The organism is Parasphingorhabdus sp. (genome assembly GCF_049667325.1).
Taxonomy (GTDB): domain Bacteria; phylum Pseudomonadota; class Alphaproteobacteria; order Sphingomonadales; family Sphingomonadaceae; genus Parasphingorhabdus.
This window is the reverse complement of sequence record NZ_JBATHY010000088.1, coordinates 1-19,214: the sequence shown is the minus strand read 5'-3', so window position 1 is coordinate 19,214 and position 19,214 is coordinate 1. Positions and strand designations below refer to the sequence as shown.

22 protein-coding genes are annotated in these 19,214 nt (G+C 57.7%); 10 read left to right on the top strand and 12 right to left on the bottom strand.

Going from position 1 to position 19,214, the window contains the following annotated elements:
- Positions 1–50 precede the first annotated feature (50 nt).
- A complete protein-coding gene (locus tag WBM93_RS04955) occupies positions 51–254 on the bottom strand; it encodes a hypothetical protein (RefSeq protein WP_424428971.1) in 204 nt (67 codons plus the stop codon).
- Between the two features lie 164 nt (positions 255–418).
- Here WBM93_RS04955 and WBM93_RS04950 point away from each other — a divergent pair, with 164 nt between their 5' ends.
- Positions 419–628, top strand: coding sequence for a hypothetical protein (locus WBM93_RS04950; RefSeq protein WP_424428969.1), 210 nt, complete (start codon positions 419–421; stop codon positions 626–628).
- A 14-nt stretch (positions 629–642) separates the two neighbouring features.
- On the opposite strand, the gene WBM93_RS04945 is transcribed toward WBM93_RS04950, so the two are convergent.
- From WBM93_RS04945 to WBM93_RS04920, 6 genes are all read right to left on the bottom strand, one after another.
- Positions 643–1,350, bottom strand: a complete 708-nt coding sequence (locus WBM93_RS04945; protein ID WP_424428966.1) for a GIN domain-containing protein — start codon at positions 1,348–1,350, stop codon at positions 643–645.
- Positions 1,347–1,970, bottom strand: a complete 624-nt coding sequence (locus WBM93_RS04940; RefSeq protein ID WP_424428964.1) for a class I SAM-dependent methyltransferase — start codon at positions 1,968–1,970, stop codon at positions 1,347–1,349. The genes WBM93_RS04945 and WBM93_RS04940 overlap by 4 nt, the downstream gene beginning before the upstream one ends.
- Positions 1,971–2,033: 63 nt before the next feature.
- Complete coding sequence (locus WBM93_RS04935) at positions 2,034–2,777, bottom strand: head GIN domain-containing protein (RefSeq protein WP_424428962.1); 744 nt, start codon at positions 2,775–2,777, stop codon at positions 2,034–2,036.
- A 150-nt stretch (positions 2,778–2,927) separates the two neighbouring features.
- A complete protein-coding gene (locus WBM93_RS04930) occupies positions 2,928–3,458 on the bottom strand; it encodes a CarD family transcriptional regulator (RefSeq protein ID WP_424428960.1) in 531 nt (176 codons plus the stop codon).
- Between the two features lie 306 nt (positions 3,459–3,764).
- A complete protein-coding gene (fdxA, locus tag WBM93_RS04925; RefSeq protein WP_424428957.1) occupies positions 3,765–4,103 on the bottom strand; it encodes a ferredoxin FdxA in 339 nt (112 codons plus the stop codon).
- A gap of 172 nt (positions 4,104–4,275) precedes the next feature.
- Positions 4,276–7,080 carry a helicase-related protein gene (locus WBM93_RS04920; RefSeq protein ID WP_424428954.1) on the bottom strand — a complete coding sequence of 935 codons (2,805 nt, stop codon included), beginning with the start codon at positions 7,078–7,080 and terminating at the stop codon, positions 4,276–4,278.
- A 208-nt stretch (positions 7,081–7,288) separates the two neighbouring features.
- On the opposite strand from WBM93_RS04920, the gene WBM93_RS04915 reads away from it, so the two are divergent.
- The 4 genes from WBM93_RS04915 to WBM93_RS04900 all read left to right on the top strand — a co-directional run bounded on the left by WBM93_RS04915 (position 7,289) and on the right by WBM93_RS04900 (position 11,033).
- On the top strand, positions 7,289–8,857 hold the full coding sequence (locus tag WBM93_RS04915) for a M23 family metallopeptidase (RefSeq protein WP_424428951.1): 1,569 nt from the start codon (positions 7,289–7,291) through the stop codon (positions 8,855–8,857).
- A 61-nt stretch (positions 8,858–8,918) separates the two neighbouring features.
- On the top strand, positions 8,919–9,920 hold the full coding sequence (gene hemB, locus WBM93_RS04910) for a porphobilinogen synthase (RefSeq protein ID WP_424428948.1): 1,002 nt from the start codon (positions 8,919–8,921) through the stop codon (positions 9,918–9,920).
- The gene (locus WBM93_RS04905; protein ID WP_424428945.1) at positions 9,913–10,482 is read left to right on the top strand and encodes a GNAT family N-acetyltransferase; all 570 of its coding nucleotides are present in this window, start codon (positions 9,913–9,915) and stop codon (positions 10,480–10,482) included. The genes hemB and WBM93_RS04905 overlap by 8 nt, the downstream gene beginning before the upstream one ends.
- Positions 10,479–11,033 carry a gamma carbonic anhydrase family protein gene (locus WBM93_RS04900; RefSeq protein ID WP_424428943.1) on the top strand — a complete coding sequence of 185 codons (555 nt, stop codon included), beginning with the start codon at positions 10,479–10,481 and terminating at the stop codon, positions 11,031–11,033. The genes WBM93_RS04905 and WBM93_RS04900 overlap by 4 nt, the downstream gene beginning before the upstream one ends.
- On the opposite strand, the gene WBM93_RS04895 is transcribed toward WBM93_RS04900, so the two are convergent.
- Complete coding sequence (locus WBM93_RS04895; RefSeq protein WP_424428941.1) at positions 11,030–11,545, bottom strand: hypothetical protein; 516 nt, start codon at positions 11,543–11,545, stop codon at positions 11,030–11,032. The genes WBM93_RS04900 and WBM93_RS04895 overlap by 4 nt on opposite strands.
- A 216-nt stretch (positions 11,546–11,761) precedes the next feature.
- Here WBM93_RS04895 and rplU point away from each other — a divergent pair, with 216 nt between their 5' ends.
- From rplU to WBM93_RS04880, 3 genes are all read left to right on the top strand, one after another.
- On the top strand, positions 11,762–12,292 hold the full coding sequence (gene rplU / locus WBM93_RS04890; RefSeq protein ID WP_424428938.1) for a 50S ribosomal protein L21: 531 nt from the start codon (positions 11,762–11,764) through the stop codon (positions 12,290–12,292).
- 3 nt (positions 12,293–12,295) lie between these two features.
- Entirely contained in the window at positions 12,296–12,565 is a 270-nt protein-coding gene (rpmA, locus tag WBM93_RS04885) for a 50S ribosomal protein L27 (protein WP_067197476.1), read from the top strand.
- A 194-nt stretch (positions 12,566–12,759) separates the two neighbouring features.
- The gene (locus WBM93_RS04880) at positions 12,760–13,305 is read left to right on the top strand and encodes a GNAT family N-acetyltransferase (RefSeq protein ID WP_424428933.1); all 546 of its coding nucleotides are present in this window, start codon (positions 12,760–12,762) and stop codon (positions 13,303–13,305) included.
- Between the two features lie 17 nt (positions 13,306–13,322).
- Here WBM93_RS04880 and WBM93_RS04875 read toward each other — a convergent pair whose 3' ends face one another.
- From WBM93_RS04875 to lnt, 4 genes are all read right to left on the bottom strand, one after another.
- Positions 13,323–14,285, bottom strand: coding sequence for a metal-dependent hydrolase (locus WBM93_RS04875; protein ID WP_424428931.1), 963 nt, complete (start codon positions 14,283–14,285; stop codon positions 13,323–13,325).
- Between the two features lie 191 nt (positions 14,286–14,476).
- A complete protein-coding gene (trmB, locus tag WBM93_RS04870) occupies positions 14,477–15,172 on the bottom strand; it encodes a tRNA (guanine(46)-N(7))-methyltransferase TrmB (protein ID WP_424428928.1) in 696 nt (231 codons plus the stop codon).
- Positions 15,173–15,203: 31 nt separating this feature from the next.
- A complete protein-coding gene (gene metK / locus WBM93_RS04865) occupies positions 15,204–16,415 on the bottom strand; it encodes a methionine adenosyltransferase (protein WP_424428925.1) in 1,212 nt (403 codons plus the stop codon).
- A gap of 69 nt (positions 16,416–16,484) precedes the next feature.
- Positions 16,485–18,035, bottom strand: a complete 1,551-nt coding sequence (gene lnt, locus WBM93_RS04860) for an apolipoprotein N-acyltransferase (RefSeq protein ID WP_424429010.1) — start codon at positions 18,033–18,035, stop codon at positions 16,485–16,487.
- 96 nt (positions 18,036–18,131) lie between these two features.
- Here lnt and WBM93_RS04855 point away from each other — a divergent pair, with 96 nt between their 5' ends.
- Together WBM93_RS04855 and WBM93_RS04850 are read left to right on the top strand one after the other, a co-directional pair.
- Complete coding sequence (locus WBM93_RS04855) at positions 18,132–18,821, top strand: hypothetical protein (protein WP_424428922.1); 690 nt, start codon at positions 18,132–18,134, stop codon at positions 18,819–18,821.
- Positions 18,811–19,214, top strand: a 404-nt coding sequence (locus WBM93_RS04850; protein ID WP_424428919.1) for a VOC family protein, incomplete at its 3' end; no start/stop codon positions are given. The genes WBM93_RS04855 and WBM93_RS04850, both read left to right, overlap by 11 nt.

Below are 19,214 nucleotides of genomic sequence, written 5' to 3'. Positions count from 1 at the left end.
ACGCGATAATAGGATGCGTCACAGGTCCTGACAAGCGTGGTCTGAAACCGTCAGCGGCCTTTGAGCCAAACCAGCAGCGCCGCCGCGGCCCCCAGTGCCAGTCCGGCCAGAAGGCCGGCGGACGGCTGCCCCAGATAGATACCGGCAAACACACCGCCGATCGCGCCGATCGCGATGAAGACTCCGCCGCCCTTGCGATTTTCGGAGCCATCTCCGGAAGAGTCGGACGCATGTTCGGGGGTTTCAGAGTTCATGCAAAAAGCCCTAAACGACGATGTATCACATAGCCAGAGTTTCCCTTCCAACATATGGTCAACTCGCGGTTAACCCAAGCTTTTGAAGATATTTGCACCGATCGATTGTACTAATCACGGCTCGGACATGGAGGCGGGTCGCTTCCTGACACAGGAGCCTTGTGATGCAACTACCCGTATTTATAGACTCCACCCACTATAGCGACGCTGAACTGCTAATTTCCAATTATGGCGAGGAAGCCGGGCTAGAAGCGGCCAATCGCGCCGACAAAAGCAGGTCGCTTGGCAACCATCTCCATTATTGTAAATGGCGGCAGGTCGAACGGCTATGTGTCTTGCTGTCGATCGACCAGTCGATCGGGACCGTTCACTGATCTAGCGATCTGGCCTAACGGTCTGGATTGCAGACAATCTCGGCGGCGCCGTCGGTTCGGACCGTGCAATTGGGCGTTCCGGCAATGTCGATCTGCCCGGTGCCATTGTTGGTTATGATCGCTTCGCGCTTCACCGTTAACCGGCTTCTAGCCGGGCCGCGCTGGACCAGCGTAAGTTTTTCAACCGTCAGATCCGGGCTTTCAAACATGCTCGCCCCCTGCAACTCGATCCGGGCGTCGCGCGCCTTGCCGGCGATATTAATTTGTCCGCCGCCGGTCATCGCCAGATCGAGACGATCCGCATCGACCGTGTCAATCTGGAGCGTACCGAATCCGCCAAGCCGCACGCGCGGTGTGCGGCCGGACAGCTTATCCAGCGTCACCAGCCCCGAGCCGAGATGCGAAATGTTGGAGATCGCGTAGCTGCTGAGGTAGAGAGTGACCGGTCGGTCAGCATCATAATCATTACCACCCAGTGATCTGGGTCGCACGGACACGACTAGCTGCTTGCCGTTTTTTTGCAGCGAAACCCGGTCCAGCAGTTCCCTTGTGTCCCCTTCCGCGCGGGCCGACGGGCCCTTTCCCGAGGTCAGGACAACATCGACCCCGTTGCCGATCCGGATGTCATCGAAGCCGAATAGCGAGAATTTGCGTTCTGCCGCCTGGGCGCCTGATGAAAGCAGCAGCATTGCGGATAGTAGAAAGATTGAAATGTTTTTCATATTGGTCGGGCCTCGCCAAATTCCATCCAGCCGAGCCAGCGCGGCGTCTTGGGAGCGTAATGCCCTCCGTTTTCCGCCAGCACATAGCCATGGGCTTCAATCAGCTTCGCGACCGGCCGGTGCAGATGGCAACCACCGGCGATATGCTTCCAGACCGGTTCGATTCGCCTTTGCCATTTTTCGGGTCCCTCGTCGGGCGCCCTGCCATGTTCGAGAAACAGGACTTTTCCGCCTGGCCTGAGCACCCGGCGAATTTCCGCAAGCACCTGTCCGCCATCCTGCACCGAGCAGAGCGTGAACGTGGTCAGCACCGTGTCAAAACTTGCATCGGTATAAGGCATGGCTTCGCCGATGCCGTCATGGATCTCCATCTCGAAGCCGCGTTCGCGGGCTTCCTTGCGGGTATAGTCGAGCAATTCTGCGGACGGGTCGAGTCCGGTCAGTTTTGTAACCTTCGAGCGGTCATAAAATTGCAGATTAATCCCGCCACCGCAGCCGAGTTCGAGCACCTCGCCGTCGGCCTTTGGCACGATTTTGCTACGGTCTTTCATCACCGCAGGTTGTGAACATGCGGTGCGGATCAGTTTCGGAACCGCGTATTTTTCCCAGAGATTTGGCATCGCTGGCGAATCTGCCACAGCAGGGACAGATCGCCAAGCGATTTCAGCATGTTGGTTTGGCAATCACCCGCAGGTAATGTCGCCGGAGCCCATCGCCCGTGACTTGCACTTGGCGTTGCCGTGGATCCGGACGTCGCCGGAACCCATGACCTTGGCGTTGACGTCTCCGTCCGAGGACAGTTCGACGTCGCCGCTGCCGGCAACCGAGACGTCAACGCTATCGGCTTTGAGTTCCTTGCCGCTGATATCGCCCGATCCGGCAATTGATATGTCGACCGATGCGGCGGTGCCGGCCAGAACCAGATTACCGGATCCGGCAATTTTTGAACTGAGCGTCGCCGTTTCGATTTTGGCCACCCGGATATTGCCGGCGCCCGCGATGCTCAATTTGGTCGAGCCTGTGGTCATCGCGTCGATTTCCATATCACCCGAACCGGCGAGCTTGGCGCTCTTCAACGAGGGTCCGCTAACATAGACCGTGGCCTTGCCGCTGTCGCCCCAGGACATGCCTTTGTTCTCCCGGCCAATCTTGATCTCATCACCGGAAATCCTGTAACGCAGCTGTTCGATTGCCTCGGCATCACCCTCGGCCCGGATCGAAAATTCTGCGCCGGTCGTAAAGACAATGTTATCGGGACCGGCGAGCGTTACGCCCTCGAACGCGCCCGGGTTACTGGCGCTTGTTCCGATGGCTATACCACCCGGAAAACTGCTGCCACTGGTCGTAGCCTCGCCGACGGCATCGACGATTGACCCTTCACAAGCCGCAAGAGCCAGTAGCGGTGCCAAAAACAGTATCTTTTTCATCCAAACCTCCATTGCTGTATTAATCCACTAATACGCCTTCATTCAGTCGAGATCAACCTGAAAATACAAACTCTGCGGACAAGAAAAAGGGGTTGTCACATCGCTGTGACAACCCCGCCCCTGTTTCGACGAAAAACGGTGATCTATCGATCAGTCTTCCTTGACCTCGTAATATTGAGGTGCGGCGATATTGAGAATCTCGAGAATCTTCGCCAGAGCCGTCGGCTCGTCGGTTTCTTCCATTGCCGCCAGTTCGCGGGCTAGGCGGCTGGACGCTGCTTCAAAAATCTGCCGTTCGGAATAGCTTTGCTCCGGCTGGTCATCGGCGCGGAACAGATCGCGGGTCACTTCGGCAATCGATACCAGATCGCCCGAATTGATCTTCGCTTCATATTCCTGTGCCCGGCGCGACCACATCGACCGCTTGACCTTGGGTTTCGCTTTCAGCGTTTCCAGGGCTTCGCGAAGCGTCTTGTCGGAAGACAATTTGCGCATTCCTACGCCTTCTGCCTTGTTGGTAGGAACCCGCAGGGTCATACGCTCTTTTTCAAAGCGCAAGACATATAGCTCGAGTTGCATGCCCGCAATTTCTTCATTTTGCAGTTCGACAACCCGGCCAACGCCGTGTTTCGGATAAACAACATAATCGCCCACATCAAAGGACAGCACATTAGCAGCCATAAAAAGCCTTTCTTTAATCAATGGAATAGAACGCTGGTCACGTTCGAATTTCGTATTCGCCTGACGAAACAACCCTTCCGTACATATATTTAACGACCGAACACCACCCGCTCCCTCAGGTGTCCAGTCGATTACAGCTATTGTTTAGCAGATTCGGAACAAAAAAGCAATTTTTCGTTGCAGTGCACAACTGATCTTGCCCGGAACCGCCAATAATTGGCTTCCAGAGATCACTGTTTCAGCGCCGCAGCGCGGCATATCGGCTGATCCGGATGGCTCGTCCGGCCTGTGCGAAAAGCGCCGAAACTAGTCGCCCTCGCCGGGTTTCTCGGAGAAGAACGCTTCGAACTTGCCTTCCATGCCTTTAAACTCGTCGGCATCGGCAGGCGGGTCGCGGCTGACCGTAATATTCGGCCATTCTTCGGAAAATTTGGTGTTTACCTCGAGCCATTTTTCCAGGCCGTCCTCGGTGTCGGGCAGAATCGCTTCAGCCGGACATTCCGGTTCACAGACACCGCAATCGATGCATTCGCTGGGGTTGATGACCAGCATGTTATCGCCTTCGTAAAAGCAATCCACCGGGCAGACTTCGACGCAATCCATATATTTGCATTTGATGCAGGCTTCGGTAACAACATAAGTCATCTGGTCGTGAACTCCCCTATACCAGTCCGCTATTCGAGGTCGGCAATTTAACCCTAGCTATTGTGCAAATTCTGACACGTCAACAGTTGGTTTGACCGCCGATTCAAATGCCAGTCTGCGATGTTTCTTAACCAGATTACGCCAGCCGAGCGCTGCCGTTCCAACCTGCATGCTATTTCTTCATACTGTCCCTGAGCGCTGCCAGTTCGGCAAAGGCTCCGCCTGCGGTGGCGAGAACTGGCTCAACCTTCCGCTTGGCGGGGGCGCCCTTGCCGTGTTTTTGCGGTTTCCCGCGGAACTTGCCATGATCGCGGTTGTTTTTGCGCGCCATGCCTTTCCAGCGCCAATATTGCACGGTTGTGACTGGTTCTTCCGATACCGGCGTACCGCCTGCCGGCGCTTCGTCCGTCTCGGCGGCCACGACTGAATCGGCTTGCGGTGCAGGTGCAGCGTCTGATGCGGGGGCAACTTCCGGTGCAACAGCCGCTTCAGGCACCGTTTCCGTCTGACCGGCGGCGGCCGGCGGCGACGAACTTTCTTCCGCAACCGCTTGTTCGACCGGCGCAGGCTTGTCACTGGTTTTGACGAAGCCTGCCAGATCGAGCAGCGCTTCGTGGCAGCTTTTCGACAGGCCCAATGATGTCGCCAGAGCAGGATCGACCGCGAAAATCGCGCCCTTTTGCCGGGCTTCGTGGGCCTGCTTGATCAGCCGTTCGACCATATCGACGCGGATATATTCACCGGCAATCTTGCGAAAACCGAGACGGGACGCGTGATCGGCGGCGGCAAACGTTCCTTCTTTGAGGTGCACCGCATTGTCCGGGGTCCGCTCTATCATCGGTTCCGCGTCAAAGGCAGCGAACAACGCGGTCCGCCAGAGCACGGCACCGGGCTTCATCAGCGCGTGATGAAAAATATCGAGCGCCCCGAATACCAGACCTGCCCGGCGCGCATGGCCGCGCATATCATTGTCGAGCGCACGGATCGCCTGATCAATGTCGCGCCGCGACAATATGCCCCCAGCATCGACGATCTGCGCGAACAGGGCGCGGACTGCGGCCGGCGTTTCCGGCTGATTGGCCAGCGCGTCGATTTTCACCAGTCCTTCGAGATGCTTGGCTTTCATCGCATCGACCCAGAGTTTGACGCGATCGATCACTTTCTGGCTGTCTTCGGGCGCCATATCCTTGATCGATCGTTCGAATTTAATCTCGGGCTGCAAGAGAGTCTTGCCCTTGGCGAGGACGGCGAGCCGGGCATCACCCCAGAGTATCGCGGGCTGCCCGGCCGCGTCTGGGACCAGCGTCAATACACTGTCCGGTGCCTTGGCTAGAGCGTCTGCATTTTCCGTCATAATTCGTCCCAAATATCTTTCTGCCGCCGCAAGCAGCATCTTGCGGTCCTCGTTCCGGCTATCGGAAGGCACAACAAATTGGAAGCCCTTGAGTGTTCCTATTTCCTCACCCTCGACCAGCACCATGCCATCGTCATCAACGCTGACATCCTGTGACAGACTATCCTTCATCAGGCCGCGCATCAATATCCGCGTCCGCTTGTCGACAAAGCGCTGGGTCAGCTGAATGTGCATCGCATCGCTCAGCCGCGCTTCCAGCGCGCGGGTGCGCTCGATCATCGCCTCGGGCTGCTCTACCCAATGCGGCTTTTGCGCGATATAGCTCCAGCTGCGCGCCGCCGCGATGCGCGCGCCCAAGGTGGCAATATCGCCCTGCACGTTTTCTAGCCGCGAGATTTCCTGGGCCATCCGGGCGTGGGGAATCCTTCCCGATACGCCGGCGAGATGCGGCCAGAGCGAGGCGACAAAACGGGCCTGGTGGTCCGCACCGACCTTGCGAAAATCGGGGATGCAGGCCGCTTCCCATAACAGGCGCACCATGTCCGGCGAATTTGCGTGCCAAGACACCGCCGGATCTTGCGAGAGTTTTTTCAGTACAGCGAGGTCGACCGCTTCCGGCGCGGCATGCAATCGCCGGTGTCCTGGCTTTTCCTCGAGCGACCGGATCAGGCCGTCGAGCGAACCGAAATCGGGTTCCGGATTGCGCCAGTAAAGCCATTCCAGCCTGGGGAAGCGATGCGCTTCCAGACGCTCGACATCTTCGGCCTGCAATTCGTCGGAAGAGGCCAGGCCAGACAATATGCCAAAGCTGCCGTCCTTCTGGTGGCGACCAGCCCGTCCGGCGATCTGGCCGATCTCCGCCAGGGTCAGTCGTCGTCTGCGGCGACCGTCAAATTTCCGCAGCGCGGCAAAGGCGACATGGGTCACGTCAAGGTTGAGGCCCATGCCGATGGCATCGGTGGCGACCAGATAGTCTACTTCGCCATCCTGATACATTTTGACCTGCGCGTTGCGGGTTTGCGGTGACAGCGATCCCATGACGATCGCCGCTCCGCCGTGCTGGCGCCGGAGCATTTCCGCGATCGCGTAAACATCTTCCAGCGAAAAGGCGACGATCGCCGAGCGGCGCGGTAGTCGGGAAAGCTTGCGCGGTCCGGCATAGCTCAGGGTGGAGAAGCGCGGCCGGGTGATGATTTCGGCATCGGGAAGCAATGTTTCAATCAGCGGTCGAAGGCTTTCCGATCCCAGGATCATGGTTTCTTCGCGCCCCCGCGCGTGGAGCATCCGGTCGGTAAATATATGGCCGCGCTCGGGATCGATTCCGATCTGCGCCTCGTCGATCGCGACAAAGGCAAATTCGCGGTCCATCGGCATGGCTTCTGCGGTGCACAGAAACCACTGCGCATCTTTCGGGATGATTTTTTCTTCGCCGGTGACCAGCGCCACCCGGTTGACCCCTTTGAGCACGACCACCCGGTCATAGACTTCCCGCGCCAGCAGGCGGAGCGGAAACCCGATCATCCCGCTCGAGTGGGCACACATGCGTTCGATGGCAAGATGGGTTTTGCCGGTGTTGGTCGGACCGAGAACGGCGACAAGAGACGACTGGGCTAACCGGGACATCGCAAACACAACAGACGATCAGGCCCGGAGTTGCAAGGGGCAACACACAAATACCGAAGATATGGACCGGATACCGGCGATATTGCACGTTTCACCGCATGGGAACCGCCTGCACCGCGGCTTAATTTGACATTAACTAAGTTCCTGCACAGAGGTTACCGATAAAGTAGGATGTAAAGCGCTATAGTTCTATTGCCGAGGGGTGCGTTTGTTCAAGAATATAGACGATATCGACATGCAAGTTCAGGGATCTGCAGCCATTGCAGCAGATCCCCTTCGGTCGTCGCTACCCCAATTTGCCTCTTCCAACGAGAAGCTTGACGAATGGCGTGAGTATTTTGCCGATGTCGACTGGGTCCCCGACCTTGGCGTGGACATCGGCAGCCCGGCCTGGTTTCGCGGCCTCGTCACTCTAGTAGCCTTAAGCGGTTTTGCGATCAGCTGCCTTCCCGATTTTGGCCCGATAGCCGGACATCGCGCGGATCCGCTAAGCGGATATCGCGCCGATCAAGCGCGTTCGCAAATGATCGCACCGCTGGCATACGGTTCCGACACCGGCATAAGAATGGCCGCAACCGACGCGGTGCGTCCGCTAGCCGAAAGCCCCGAACGTCCCTCGATCGAACTGGTTGCGACGCTTGGCCGGGGCGACAGTTTGCGCCGCGTGCTGCAACGCGCCGGTGTGGCCGGCGATGAAGCCGCGCAGGTTAACGATCTGGTCAGCGGCGCCGTTTCGCTCGGCGATATCAAACCCGGTACCAAGATCGACATCATACTCGGCCGGCGTCCGGCAAAAAACCAGGCGCGGCCGATGGAACAGCTGGCCTTTCGTGCGCGCTTTGATTTGAATCTCGAAGTGCTGCGCGATGGTTCCCGGCTGAAGCTCAACCGCAAGCCGATATTGGTTGACGATACTCCGCTGCGGATCAAGGGCGCGGTCGGATCGAGCCTCTACCGGTCTGCTCGCGCCGCCGGTGCGCCTGCCGATGCGGTCCAGAAATATCTCCAGGTCATCGGCACGAAAATGTCGGTATCCCGTGATATTCGCAGTACCGACGAATTTGATATCATCCTTTCCTATCGCCGGGCGGAAACCGGCGAGGTTGAAGTGGGTGACCTGATCTATGCCGGCCTCGAACGCGGCGGCAAGCCGGCAGCACAAATGCTGAAATGGGAGAGTGGCGGCCGCACCAACTGGTTTGAAGCATCGGGCGTTGGTCAATCAAACGGGGAACTGGCCCGTCCAACCAATGGGCGGATCACGTCCAGTTACGGCATGCGGCGCCATCCGATCCTGCGCTACAAGCGCATGCACAGCGGGCTGGACTTCGGCGGAGGCTATGGCGCACCTATTTATGCGGTTACCGACGGAACCGTGACCTATGCCGGCCGCAAGGGTGGCTTTGGCAACTATGTCAAACTGCAACATGGCGGCGGGCTGGCTTCCGGCTATGCCCATATGAGCCGGATTGCGGTGAGCAACGGGCGTCGTGTCCGCAAAGGCCAGATCCTCGGCTATGTCGGGTCGACCGGCCTTTCGACCGGACCCCATCTACACTATGAACTCTATCGCGGTGGACGGGCAATCAATCCTAGTTCGGTCAAATTTGTCGAACGCGCCCAATTGGGTGGCCGGGAATTGCGCCGATTCAAGGGCGAGTTGCAAAAGTTGAAGCATGTCGAACCGGGCGCAGCATTGACCGCCTTGAAAGGCACCTCGGCTGAAGCAGAGCCCGAACGCGAGATCAACCGGCTCAACAAGCCGCTCAAAAGTTAGCAGCTACAAACAGTTTCACAGAAGAGTTGAGCGCCGCACGCGGCTAAGCTAAGCATTGTCCATGTCACAGCAAGCCTCTTTCCCACGCAACCGATTGCGGCGCACCCGCACTCATGGCTGGAGCCGCTCCATGGTCCGGGAGACGCATCTGTCGCCATCCGATCTGATCTGGCCATTGTTCATCACCGGGGGCGAAGGCGTGGAAGAGCCGATCGCGGCTCTCCCCGGGGTTTCGCGCTGGTCGGTCGACGGCATCGTCGAACGGGCGCGCGAAGCCCGTGACCTTGGCATCCCCTGCCTGGCCCTGTTCCCCAATACACCGGCAGACAGACGCAGCGAAGACGGGAACGAAGCGCTCAATCCCGACAATCTGATGTGCCGCGCCACCAAGGCGGTGAAAGACGCGCTCGGCGATGACATCGGCATATTAACAGACGTCGCGCTTGATCCCTACACCAGCCATGGCCAGGACGGGCTGATCGACGACAGGGGCTATGTCGAAAATGACCGTACGCTCGACATATTGACCAAACAGGCGCTGAATCAAGCCAATGCCGGCGCCGATATTATCGCGCCTTCCGACATGATGGACGGCCGGGTCGGCGCGATCCGCGACGTGCTGGAGCTCGCCCATCATCACAATGTCCAGATCATGGCTTATGCCGCCAAATATGCCAGCGCCTTTTACGGCCCGTTCCGCGATGCGGTGGGTTCGGCAGGGCTGCTCAAGGGCGACAAGAAAACCTATCAGATGGACCCGGCCAATGGCGATGAAGCGCTGCGGGAAATTGCCCTCGATATTGCCGAGGGCGCGGATAGCATCATGGTCAAGCCGGGCCTCGCCTATCTCGACATCATCTATCGCGCCAAATCAGAGTTCAACATCCCGGTCTTTGCCTATCAGGTGTCCGGCGAATATGCGCTGATCAAGGTCGGTGCGGCGGCCGGGGTCGGTGACCATGACGCGCTGATGATGGAGAAGCTGATTGCCTTCAAACGGGCCGGATGCTCCGGGATCCTCACATATTTTGCTGCCGATGCGGCGCGCTTGCTCAATGGCTGAAAAAACCTCCGATATTGTTCTGGAAACCGAACGGCTGATTCTCCGCAAGTGGCGGAAAAGCGATATCGAGCCGTTTGTGGAACATCTCAACACCCGCAATGTCATGCGCTGGCTGGGCGGCGTGCAAAGCCGCGAGAAATTCGACGCCGCGGTGGATCGACTCGAGGGCTATGACCGCGACTTCGGCCACACATTCTGGATTGTCGAGCGCAAGTCCGACGGAGAAATTCTCGGGTTTTGCGGCCTCAAGCGGGTCAATGCGCCGCAACCCAAATTAACCGGCGCCCATGAAATCGGCTGGCGCCTGCGCGAAGATGCCTGGGGCAAGGGCTATGCAAAGGAAGCGGCAACGGCTTGCATGGACGCTGCCTTTAGTCGCTGGAACGCGCCCTATGTCGTGGCACTGACGGTCGCCGGCAATGAGCCAAGCTGGGGATTGATGAAACGGCTGGGCATGAGGCACTGTCCCGAGCTGGATTTTCACGATCCCAATTATAGCGACGATCTAAACCCGACTATTGTTTACAAAATCGAAGCTGATGTCTGGAATTCAAGAATATGACCAAGCCCCTGATCATGCCGTTCAACGGCAAAACACCGAGAATTCACGAGACGGCCTTTATCGCACCGGGCTGCAAGATCATCGGCGATGTCGAAATCGGTCCCGATTCGAGCATCTGGTATAATTGCGTGATTCGCGCCGATGTAAACTTCATCCGGATCGGTGCGCGCAGCAATATCCAGGACGGCACCGTCATTCATTGCGACAGCGCCACGCCTGCGACCCCCAACGGCAATCCGACGATCATCGGCGATGACGTGCTGGTCGGTCATATGGTGATGCTGCACGGCGCGACGCTGGAAGACCGGGCCTTTGTCGGGTTGAGCACGACGGTCATGGACGGCTGCGTGATCGAGGGCGACGCGATGCTGGCAGCCGGGGCGACTCTAACTCCGAACAAGCGCATTCCCTCGGGACAGCTGTGGGCCGGTTCACCGGCAAAATATATGCGCGACCTGCCGGAACAGGCGATTGCCGGTATGCGCATGGGCGTCGCCCATTATGTCGAAAACGCAAAGGCTCACAAGACCGCGATCGACGACTTGGGCTAGCGCAGCCGGTTTTTCATCGCATCGATATCGGATTGCTGACGTTCCACTTGCGCCTGCACCGCGTCGCGCTGCCTGGCAATGATGTCCGTTCCGCCTGATTGACCCTCGTCCGTTTCGCGTTCGAGCTGCGCTTGGTATAGCGCATCGATATCGGCCAGCGCCTCGACCGAAGGGCTCCGCTGGATTTCGAGCGCAGCCAGTTCCATTTGCGCGGCAACCCAGGATTCGCTCGACACCGCAGCGTTGCGCGCCGCATCGACTCGCCTTGTGACGGCTGGCAGCCTTGCCTGGAACAGGTCATGTGCGGCCGCGCTGCTGGCCACAGCCGCGCTCAAATCGCTTTGCAGACCAGCCGGCAAAGAAAGATTGGCGGCCGTCGGAGCGGCCGATTCGACCATGACCGGCTCATCTTCATAGGGACGTTTCAGGAGCGACGGGAAATCGCCTTCGCTCATCGCGCAACCGGACAGCGAAACCGTGATAATCGGCACCAAAACAGAGAGTTTTTTCATTGCTCTGTCTTTAGGTTAGGCTTATCCGGTCTGCAACGGCGAATATCCACGGATGAAGCGGAGCAATGCCGGGGCTTGTGAATAGCCAAAATCGCCTTAAGCTGGTTGACAGCGCCACCTTCATCGGTTAGCTGCCCACTCTTTCCAGCGTGGGCCGAAAGACTCGCGTTGACGGGCTTGTGCGCTGGAACCACAAATTTGAAACGGAAAATAGCCATGTTCGCAATTGTGCGCACCGGCGGCAAACAATATCGGGTTGCCGCAGGAGATATTATCGCAGTCGAAAAACTAGCTGGCGAAGCTGGTGATTCGGTAACTCTGGACGACGTTTTGCTGGCCGGAGACGGTGGCGACATGAAAGACCTCAAGGGCCTGACCGTTGCGGCTGAAATTATCGCCCAGGAAAAAGGCGAGAAGGTCATTATCTTCAAGAAGCGTCGCCGGCATAATTATCGCCGCAAGAATGGCCATCGCCAGCAGCATACGGTATTGAAGATCAGCGCCATTGGATCCGAAAAGGCTCCGAAGAAGGCAGCTTCCAAGAAAGAAGCTGCGCCAGCTGCCGAAAAGCCGGCCGCTGCAAAACCAGCCGCTAAAAAGCCGGCTGCCGAAGCAAAGGCTGCACCGGCCAAAAAAGCACCGGCGAAGAAAGCTGCTGCAAAAACCGAAACGAAACCCGCTGCTGCCAAGAAGGCACCAGCGAAAAAGCCAGCAGCCAAGAAGCCGGCTGCGAAAAAGAAGGACTAAACCATGGCACATAAAAAAGCAGGTGGTTCATCCCGCAACGGACGCGACTCAGCAGGTCGTCGTCTGGGCGTAAAAAAATTCGGCAGCGAAGCTGTTGTCGCCGGTAATATCATCATCCGCCAGCGCGGAACGCAAACCCATGCGGGTCGCAACGTCGGCATGGGCAAGGATCATACCTTGTTTGCGCTCGTCGACGGCAAGGTGGAATTCCACAAGGGCAAGCTCGGTCGCAAATATGTGTCCGTCGACCTCATGGCGGAAGCCGCAGAATAACCGGATAATCGATAAAGGGTTGTCCACAAGCAGGATGACCCGGTAGGTTCCAAGCAACCACCAATTTCAGGGAGAGGGTCATCCTCTCCCTTTTTTTGTCTCTCCCTGTCAGAATGTCTCATTGTTGTAACCGCTCGCTTGTAATGACCGGTCACCGCACAGGGGCAAACGAAAAAAGACTGTGGAGAGTCAAGATGTTTGCAAGAACCGAAAGATTATTGTTGAGACCAGGCTGGCCGGAAGATGCGCCTGCAGTTTTCGAAGCGATCAACGATCAGGCCATAGTCCGCAATCTGGCATCGGCTCCCTGGCCCTATGCAAGGACGGATGCAGATTTGTTCCTTTCCTCTCCGAGGCCGTTGCTTCATCCGAATTTCCTGATTTTCTGGCGCACTTCGGGGCCACCACAGCTGGTCGGCTCAATCGGTATTGGAGACAGCGGTGATGGCCATCTTGAACTCGGCTACTGGATTGCCCGCAATCATTGGGGCCATGGCTATGCGACCGAGGCCGGCCGTGCGGTGCTCGATATTGCCAGAACCGTTGGTCATCGCGAAATCCTCGCGGAGCATTTTGTCGACAATCCCTCATCCGGCAAGGTATTGAAAAAACTGGGTTTCAGACCAACCGGACAGATCACACCGCGCTTTTCAAAGGGTCGTGGCGGCAAGACGGATACAGTTCGGTTCAAGCTGCAATTGTCGGAGGATGGTGACGTCAAGCGACCAATGGCGGCCTGAATCCGAACTCAAGTCCGTCAGGCGACTTTTTTCAGGCCTTCTTCCGGCGGCTCGTCTTCGAGCACGGAAACTTCGGCCGAGACTGATCCGGGGTCCATGATCGCGGCTTCATATTCGCTCTCCGCCAACTGGATAAGGTGACGGTCATCAATATCCCAGGGATGGAAGCCGGGTTTGAAAAACTGCAGCCACGGCCACATCGTTCGCCGCAACGGGGCCGCGCCGATCAGAGCATAATGCGCGAGTCCGGTCCACGCACGGAGCCCCGAGATACCATCTTGCCGCAACAGGTCGATAACGCCTTTGGACCGGTTTATCGTAAAGCCGAGGGAAATTTTGGCCATGAACGCGCTGCGTACATACCAGCGTTTCAGCGGGTTCCAGTCTCTGGTCATATGTAACCACGTATCAAAAGCCACGCCCTTGTGCTCTACCTCTTCCGATGCGTGCCACAGCCAGAGTTTGCGTTGCTGCTCGTCGGCATGTTCCAGATGCCTTGGATTGGAAATGATCTCGGCCGCCAGAATCGCTGTAATATGTTCGATACACATGGTCCCTACGAGATGCGATATTTCCGGCATCGCGCGGATGCGGTTCACAACATCTGCAATCGACTGTTCGAGCCGCGAAATATCGAGATCACAGCTTGCCAGATGTTCGTTGAAAAATTGATGCTCGCGGCTATGGGTCGCTTCCTGCTGGATGAACGAGCGGATTTCGCCTTGCAACTTGGGTGGCGTGCGGTCGCGAAACTTCTTGAGCGATTCGATAAAAAACCCCTCACCTTTCGGGAAGATGGCTGACAGGCAGTTGAAAAAGGCGGACGCAAAGGGGTCGCCCCCAACCCAGCGGCGGCGTTCGAGCAACGCTTTGGCAAAATGCTGGTTGCGGCACTGGATATGGAGATCAGCCGGTGTCGCACTCTCGTGTTGACGATTGGCTTCGATCTCCCTTTCGGAGACGGATGGAGCTCTACCCATATTTATTCATGAACCTCTCGTCCTAATTGGTAGCGACCCAACCATTGATTCTGGTTAAGTGTTTTATAAATAGGGAAGGTTAAAGACCGGCATCACGACATGCTTAACAAACATGGTTTAAAATTCGTTTCCAGCGCCGGAACTGGCTGAAATGCAGGCATCTGACAACATGCTGGTTGAAATATTTCGGTTTATTTGCGCCGGTAGCGAAAATACCAGACGTCATGCCCTTGACGGCGTGCCTTGGCTTCATAGCGCGTCTCCGGCCATCCACCGGGCCGGATCATCCAGTTTTGCGGACTGTCACACAGCCACTCAAATTCATGGCGCTGGTTCATGATCATGCAGGCCCATTCCAGATAGACCGGATGATCGGTTCCGAAACGGAACTCCCCGCCGGGCTTCAACTTCGCCGCAATCATGTCCATCGGTCCATGGTTCATGAACCGCCGCTTGGCATGGCGCGCCTTGGGCCAGGGGTCGGGATGCAGCAAATAGACAAAGCTCAGCGATGCATCTGGAATCCGCTCCAGCACATCCAGCGCGTTGCCCATGTGCAAGCGGACATTGGGCAAACTCTGGTCACGGATATGCTGCAGCGCGCCGACCACGCCATTGAGATAAGGTTCACAGCCGATAAAACCGTGATCGGGGAGCATGTCCGCGCGGTTCGCGAGATGTTCCCCGGCGCCAAATCCGATTTCGAAATGAAGCGGTCGGTCGCTGCCGAACAGCGTCGCCGACGACACCGGACCTTCAACCGGCACGGCAATTTGCGGTAGCAGTTTCTCGATCAGCTCAACCTGCTGGTCGCGCAGCGCATGGCCCTGGCGGCGGCCGTAGAGTTGGCGGATGGTCGTCGGATCACCGTCTTTATATGCGGTCATCGCCTCGGGATTTCTGCGGATAACATCGTGTTCAGATGGCGGCTTTCAGCGCTTCCACCAGATCGGTCCGTTCCCACGTGAAGAAATCGCCCTCGGCCTTGCGACCAAAATGGCCATAGGCAGCGGTTGGACCATAAATTGGTTTGTTCAAACCGAGATGGGTGCGAATACCCTTGGGGGTGAGACGAACAAGCGTCGGTAAAACTTCCTCAAGCTTCTCTTCGCTGACCGTGCCGGTGCCGTGCAGATCGACATTGATCGAAAGCGGCTCGGCAACACCAATCGCATAGGAAAGCTGGATTGCGCAGCGCTTGGCGAGACCTGCTGCGACGATATTCTTGGCCATATAGCGCGTGATATAGGCTGCCGAACGGTCGACCTTGGTCGGGTCCTTACCGGAGAATGCGCCGCCGCCGTGGGGGCTCGCGCCGCCATAGGTATCGACGATGATCTTGCGCCCGGTCAAACCGGCGTCGCCGTCCGGACCACCGATTTCAAAGCGACCGGTCGGGTTGACGTGGATCACGGTCTTGTCCGTGATAAAACCGTCGGGCAGAACGTCGTGGAACACACTCATCACATAGTCGCGCAATTCCTGATATAATGCGGGATTTTCGCTGTCCTTGAAATAACCCGGCGCATGTTGTGTCGAAACCACCAGAGCGACTGCCTCTACCGGCACTTCGTTGACGTAGCGCAGGGTTACCTGGCTCTTGCTGTCGGGCTCCAGAAAAGGCGCTTTGCCGCTGTGACGGTCCATCGCCATCTGCTTCAATATCTGATGCGAATATTGCAATGTTGCCGGCATAAGGTCCGGTGTTTCATCGCTGGCATAGCCGAACATGATCCCCTGATCACCGGCGCCTTCGTCCTTGTTGCCGCTTTCGTCGACACCCTGCGCGATATGCGCGGATTGGGGATGCAAATAATTTTCGAATGTCAGGTTCTGCCAGTGAAAGCCGTCTTGTTCATAGCCGATCTTCTTGACCGTTTCGCGAACCGCATTCTCGATTTCTTCCAGTGCGCCTGGCGCCCATTTGCCGTCGGTGTCGATCATGCCCTTGCCGCGCACTTCCCCGGCCAGAATCACCCGGTCGGTGGTGGTCATGGTTTCGCAAGCGACCCGCGCTTCGGGGTCCTTTGCAAGAAACAGGTCGACGACGGTATCGGAAATCTGGTCGGACACCTTGTCAGGATGGCCTTCAGAGACCGATTCGGAGGTGAAGATAAATTCTGAACGCATGGCAAAATCCTGAATTATGGTCGAAAACGGGGTCGACTGATGGGACATAAGGAAATGTTTATATGCGCTTTAACGGCCGCGCAAGCGAATGGCAATGGCCGAGATCAGCAAAATAAAGGCTAGGCCCAATGGTAATATTTGTCCGAGACGCGCAAAAACAGTCGGTGGCCTGGGACGCGGCAAACGGGCATCGATCCTGCCCGCCTGTCCCATCGGCACGCTCGCCAAGATTGCACCATCGGCACTGATCAGCGCCGAGATTCCGGTCGGGGTCGACCGGATGACCGGCAAGCCTTCTTCTATCGCGCGCAACCGCGCCTGCGCCAGATGTTGCGGCGGTCCCCATGCTCCGAACCAGGCATCGTTGGAGGGATTGAAAATGAAATCCGGACGATTGTCGCGATCGACAACCTGTCCCGAAAAGATGATTTCGTAGCAAACCTGCAAACCGACCTTGCCGAACTTTCCCAGATCAATTGAACGGGGTCCGGGTCCCGGCCAGAAATCAAAGTCTCCGGGTGCCAGCCGGGACAGACCCAAGGCGGACAATAACGGCCGCATCGGCAGATATTCGCCATAGGGCACCAGATGCGACTTGTCGTATCGCCCCAACAGCTCACCCGGTTTGTCCATCGCAAAAACACTGTTGCGGGCACCGGTCGCGCGGCCTTCGGCTTCGTCAAATTCCAGCTTGAGCGCGCCGAGCACCAGCACGTCACCGGGTTTCATCAGGCTGCCCAGTTGCTGGCGCACCAGTTCCGGCGGGCGGCCGTAATAATAACGTGCCGGATATCCGGCCTCGAGATAATCGGGGATCGCCGCTTCCGGCCAGAAAATGATGCGGGGGCTGTCGTCGTCGCGGAGCGTCAGTTCGGCCAGTTTGGCGAGATTTTTTTCCTCGTAACCGGCCTTCCATTTATCCTGCTGGCCGATATTGGGCTGGACGACGGTGATCGGAATGCCATCGGGGGACCCGTTAATGGTCGCGGGCCGGGGCGTAAAGACTACCGCCAGAGCGAAAATAACAATAGCGGGAAAGGCCATGATCGACAGCTGCCGCCATTGCCGGTGGGTGGCAGCCAATCCGATCAGCAGAAACAGTCCAGCAATAACGATCGCCATGGCGGCAAGGCCATAAGTTCCGACATAAGCAGAGCCGGCCCAGAATCCTGAGGGTAATGTCACGGCGAGGGGGTTCCAGATGAACCCGCTGAACAGCCAGCTGCGCAACCATTCGGTGATGATCCACGTCCCCGCCAAAGCCGGAATGAATGTCCAGAGGCTTTTTCTGCCAACCCACCAGGCGAGCAATGCGGCCATTGCCGGAAAAACTGCCAGATAGAGCGACAACAGGACCACGGCGACATAGCCTAGCCAACCCGGCATGGCGGCCTGGAAAGTGAAGGCCTTGGCGATCCAGTTCAGGCCGACGACAAAATGGCCCACACCGAACAGCCAGCCCGCCAGAAATGCGGCTTTGCGGCTTTGCGCTTGCATCACCATCGTCATCCACAGCGCCAGCATCAGGAGAGTCAGGGGCCATAGGTTCAGCGGCGCGAACCCGGTCGCGCTGATCCCGCCGGCAAGCAGCGATATCCCATAAGGATGGCGGGCAATCATTTGTTGAAGTTTTGACACCGGCGGCTTTTGCCGTGTTCACGGCCGCCATTCAATTGCTAATTGCCCGAACATCGATTTCGTTGCTATTGCGTTGCCATGAACTTCATTTCCATCCTGATGCTGGTCCTGTCGCAACCGGCTGCAAGCCCGCCGGCACCGCTCACCGATATCCAGATGCGCGACCTTTCCTGCGTCGCGGTTCTGGCGATCATCGCATCGGAACAGGAACGCGGCATCGCCAGTGCGCTCGACTATCCGCTGCTCACCGAACGCGGTGCGACCTATGCCGGTCTGGTCGGAGAACGGATCATGAGCGAGACCGGAAAGACCAGGGAACAGGTGCGGCAAGATATATTGGCAGCCGTCGCGGCGCAGCAGTCCAGAGGAGGCAATGGCGCCGAAGCCGATGAGATCGTCCAGGCTGACATGGCAAAATGCCTTCCCCTGCTGGATGCCGTGGTGCCGCCCAAGCCCAAGCCCGACCTGAACCAGTGCGCCGGTATGCTGCAGCTGGCCTATGACGAGGTCCATGAACGGGAAGGCCTGTCCAAGACCGCGCAGGATCTCAAGACCCTCGCCGCAGTTCTCGACAGCCGCGCCCGGGACAGCATGCGCGCCGAGGGGCTAAGCGGTCAGGAGAGTGATATATTGCTGACCCGAAGCCGCGAGATGATTCTGGCGGACGCTAGACAAAAGGAAGCTCTGGGTCAGGGTTCCGATCTCGATTTCGATCATTGCTTCGCTCTGGCCGCACCCGAAGACAAGGGCCGCAAATATGAGCACTGAGCCGCTTGGCCCGTTACGGCCATTCCATCTCGCATTCCCGGTACGCGATCTCGCCGAAGCGCGAAGGTTTTATGGCGATCTGCTCGGCTGCGCAGAAGGCCGCAGCGATCCGCACTGGATTGATTTCAATCTGTTCGGGCATCAGATCGTAACCCATCTCGACGAGCATTTTGACGGCCGCCAGATGCGCAATCCGGTCGATGGCGAACAGGTGCCGGTCCCTCATTTCGGTGTGGTGCTGACGATGGCCGGCTGGCAGGCGCTGGCTGACCGGCTGACGGCAGAAAACATCGATTTTGTCATCGCGCCGACAATCCGTTTCAAGGGACAGGCGGGCGAGCAGGCAACGATGTTCTTTTGCGACCCCAGTGGCAATGCGCTCGAGTTCAAGGC